This window comes from Acidithiobacillus sp. TH-A36 (genome assembly GCF_057473445.1).
Genome location: NZ_JBYCKP010000439.1, coordinates 1 through 2,627, shown reverse-complemented (window position 1 = coordinate 2,627; position 2,627 = coordinate 1). Strand labels below are relative to the sequence as shown.

The window sequence follows — 2,627 nt, the reverse complement described above, 5'->3', positions numbered from 1 at the left end:
CTACATGGTACAGGACAAGATTTTTGCGCTATGCTTTTGCCTGTGAAATACAGATTAAGGTGTGTTGTCCCATGAATCGAGATGTAAAATGTAAATTTTTGTTTATCAGGTTACGGTAATAACCGGTGCCTGAAGTCACCGAACCGGGAAAACTCCTGCGGAAAGTGGCGCTTGTTGATCAGCAAGTCTTCCGTAATTTTTACGATGCTACGGCTGCGCATCTGTTTCCCGTGGCTTTGCGTATTTTAAGAGAGCAGGGCCGTGCGGCCGATTATTTACAGGATGCGTTTGTGAAAATCTGGTTAAAGGCGGGAGAATGCCAGGTGGGCTGGGGCGCTCCCATGGCTTGGGCAGCAGCTATTGTCCGCTACCAGGCTATTGATGAATTGAGACGGCTTCCCAAAGATCAGCCAAGTTGGGAAGACGAAAACTGGGAGCAGTGGGGAGGGCAGGAATTTCCTGCTGACCCCCGGATGGCTTCGGAAAGGCAACTTTATTGGCTTGTCTGGAACCGCTTCCCAGCGATCAAAGGCAGGCTATTTCCCAGGATTTCCCCTGGATAAGCTGAAAACCCAGAATGAAGTTTTGCATTGGCGTAAATGTATTACAGGGTTTTGCTAAGGCACAGCCTATGCCAGCTGAGAAATTCTGGATGGGGTAGCGCATTATAAACCCATTCTTTGTGATGATTGATTATCAGTGTTCACCGGGCGTCGTTGGTTTTAACTGCCATTGCGGCCAGATGTTCTGAGCCTGGCGATCCAGTATGGCTGCATAAATAATGGTATTGGTCAGTACACTCTGAACATAATGCCGTGTTTGACGGTAGGGAATGTTGGCAGTAAAAATAGGACCCGCCCAGGGTCCTTGGGTGGGACCATCCCAGCGACTCAGCCAGCGCTTGGGTGCTCCCGGACCGGCATTGTACGCGGCTGCGGCGAGTAACTCTGATCCGCCAAAACTTTGCTGTTGCAGGCTGAGATAATTGGAACCCAGCACCAGATTTCCCCGGATGCTGTGCAGATCGGCATTCGCGGCGGCGGGAATGTGTGATTGCAACCATTCAGCAGTGGTGGGCATGACCTGCATCAGTCCCTGCGCGCCAACATCCGAACGGATTCCAAAAGCAAACCCCGATTCCTGGCGAATGAGGCCCGCCAGAAAAGCCCGGCGCAATCCCGTCTGGTTGGCCGCACCGCTGATTTCCTGAGCATAGGGGAGGACATAGCCCTGACGCCAGTCACCGCCATGGGGGATCAGGCTGCTGGCATGAATGCCCAGTAACCACGCCTGTTGCTGAAAAGCCATACGGGCTGTCGCCTTGATCTGGCCGGGAGTGGAGAGGGTACTCAGGTCATGATCCCACTCACTCAAGGCATCATAATACAAGCCCAGTTGATAGAGCTTGATGGCCGCCCGCTCAGACGCGGTTTCTTGCAACACGGGTAGGGCAACATCTTCTGGTTCAGCGGCGGTATTCGTATTGAGATCCAGGGACTGTCCCAACGCTGCCATGGCTAACTGCCCATAATAGGTCCAGGGGGAAGCGAGGGTGCCGAGTTCTGCTTTCGCCTGCACCGTATGCCCCAGCTGCAGCATGGCTACGGCCTTCCAGAACTGCCACTGCCGTTGCTGGCTTTGTGGAGGATTCATGAGGGTGACGGCATCGTTCACCATGGTCCAGCGTCCCACCCGAATAGCAGTCCGTACCATCCAGGCCAGCATTTCCGGCTGGGGATGAAACTGTGGGTCGGTGTTATAGGCCAACTGATACCAGCTTCCGGATTCGGGACGAAAAGTCTGGGTAGCCTGAAAAGCGCAGTTATACAGTACCCGTGCTTTTTGTGCTGCATTGAGGGTATGGATTTGCTGCACAAATTGTACAGTCTGCAGGGGATGAATGGTTGCCAGACGCAACAAGGCAAGTTCAAGAAGACGGGTTTGCGTCCCGGACCATGATCCCGTGCCGTTTTGCTGGATATGCGTTTGTATCCAGCTATCGGGGTGATCAATGGTGGCAGTCAGCTCTGTTCCAGCCTGACCATTCAGGTAAGGCGCAAAATGGCGCGCTGCAGAAAAAGCCGATGCTTCAAACATCTGCTGCAGTCGCTGCCAGAGTTGATCCTGGGTAATCAGACCTTGCTGCAGGCCGTCGCGGGCCATGGCATTACACGAATGATTATTGGCTGGTGCGCTACTCCACAGAAAAAAGGGAGAAACCACATTTTCATTTTCTAAGGCGGGATCACGCAGGGCATCACAGCGTAACTGGATGAGATCCGGCTTTTGCCCGGATTGATAGACGCTGGTGAAGTTATTCCAGTCCTGACGATGCGCCAGTTGGATCAACCATTGCCGACGCAGCAGATGGTGGGCAACACCATCGGGAAAACGCGCGGAATATTGGAGATACTGCTCCTGGGTCAAGGTGTTAAGGCGGGGTTGTAAAGACCAGTAGCCTACCCAGGAACCCATATACGTATTTTCCAGTGCGGGAAGGGCCTCTGCAGCTGGCCTGTAATTACCTTGTGAAAAAGCCTCTGCGGCTGTCTGCAACAGGGATTCCTGTGTCGAACTAAGGGGAATATTGTCTGCATAAGCACTGCCTGCTACGGCAAAAATGCAGG

2 protein-coding genes are annotated in these 2,627 nt (G+C 53.2%); one reads left to right on the top strand and one right to left on the bottom strand.

What is annotated here, in order from left to right; translation table 11 throughout:
- The first annotated feature begins 125 nt into the window (after nucleotides 1-125).
- A complete protein-coding gene (locus tag AC2VLY_RS11280; protein ID WP_486922301.1) occupies nucleotides 126-563 on the top strand; it encodes a sigma factor in 438 nt (145 codons plus the stop codon).
- Nucleotides 564-696: 133 nt separating this feature from the next.
- Here the strand turns inward: AC2VLY_RS11280 and AC2VLY_RS11275 are convergent.
- Nucleotides 697-2,627, bottom strand: a 1,931-nt coding sequence (locus tag AC2VLY_RS11275) for a lytic transglycosylase domain-containing protein (RefSeq protein ID WP_486922300.1), incomplete at its 5' end; no start/stop codon positions are given.